Genomic DNA, 1529 nt, shown 5'->3' with positions numbered 1-1529 from the left:
TTCAGAACTAACACAGTGGACGCGAGCAACTGAGGACAAGCCCTCGGCCTATTAGTACCAGTCAGCTCCACCCGTTACCGGGCTTCCACATCTGGCCTATCAACCCAGTCGTCTACTGGGAGCCTTAACCCCTCAAAGGGGGTGGGAATACTCATCTCGAAGCAGGCTTCCCGCTTAGATGCTTTCAGCGGTTATCCTTTCCGAACGTAGCCAACCAGCCATGCCCTTGGCAGGACAACTGGCACACCAGAGGTTCGTCCGTCCCGGTCCTCTCGTACTAGGGACAGCCCTTCTCAATATTCCTACGCGCACAGAGGATAGGGACCGAACTGTCTCACGACGTTCTAAACCCAGCTCGCGTACCGCTTTAATGGGCGAACAGCCCAACCCTTGGGACCGACTCCAGCCCCAGGATGCGACGAGCCGACATCGAGGTGCCAAACCATCCCGTCGATATGGACTCTTGGGGAAGATCAGCCTGTTATCCCCGGGGTACCTTTTATCCGTTGAGCGACAGCGCTTCCACAAGCCACTGCCGGATCACTAGTCCCGACTTTCGTCCCTGCTCGACCCGTCGGTCTCACAGTCAAGCTCCCTTGTGCACTTACACTCAACACCTGATTGCCAACCAGGCTGAGGGAACCTTTGGGCGCCTCCGTTACTCTTTAGGAGGCAACCGCCCCAGTTAAACTACCCATCAGACACTGTCCCTGATCCGGATCACGGACCTAGGTTAGACATCCAGCACGACCAGAGTGGTATTTCAACGGCGACTCCACCATGACTGGCGTCACAGCTTCAAAGTCTCCCACCTATCCTACACAAGCCGAACCGAACACCAATATCAAACTGTAGTAAAGGTCCCGGGGTCTTTCCGTCCTTCTGCGCGAAACGAGCATCTTTACTCGTAGTGCAATTTCACCGGGCCTATGGTTGAGACAGTCGAGAAGTCGTTACGCCATTCGTGCAGGTCGGAACTTACCCGACAAGGAATTTCGCTACCTTAGGATGGTTATAGTTACCACCGCCGTTTACTGGCGCTTAAGTTCTCAGCTTCGCCACACCGAAATGTGACTAACCGGTCCCCTTAACGTTCCAGCACCGGGCAGGCGTCAGTCCGTATACATCGCCTTACGGCTTCGCACGGACCTGTGTTTTTAGTAAACAGTCGCTTCTCGCTGGTCTCTGCGGCCACCCCCAGCTCACGGAGTAAATCCGATCACTAGTGATGGCCCCCCTTCTCCCGAAGTTACGGGGGCATTTTGCCGAGTTCCTTAACCATAGTTCACCCGAACGCCTCGGTATTCTCTACCTGACCACCTGAGTCGGTTTAGGGTACGGGCCGCCATGAAACTCGCTAGAGGCTTTTCTCGACAGCATAGGATCATCCACTTCACCACAATCGGCTCGGCATCAGGTCTCAGCCTTAATGTGTGACGGATTTGCCTATCACACGGCCTACACCCTTACCCCGGGACTACCACCGCCCGGGCTGGACTACCTTCCTGCGTCACCCCATCGCTTACCTA

Annotated in this window: 1 rRNA gene; it reads right to left on the bottom strand. The window is 55.5% G+C overall.

What is annotated here, in order from left to right:
• Positions 1-31: 31 nt before the first annotated feature.
• Positions 32-1529 (bottom strand): 23S ribosomal RNA (locus AB0D18_RS41225); the annotation flags it as partial.

The sequence above is a fragment of the Streptomyces sp. NPDC048442 genome, assembly GCF_040651475.1.
In the GTDB taxonomy this organism is placed as follows: Bacteria; Actinomycetota; Actinomycetes; order Streptomycetales; family Streptomycetaceae; genus Streptomyces.
The sequence above is the reverse complement of the archived record's forward strand: the minus strand, read 5'-3'. Positions and strand labels throughout refer to the sequence as shown.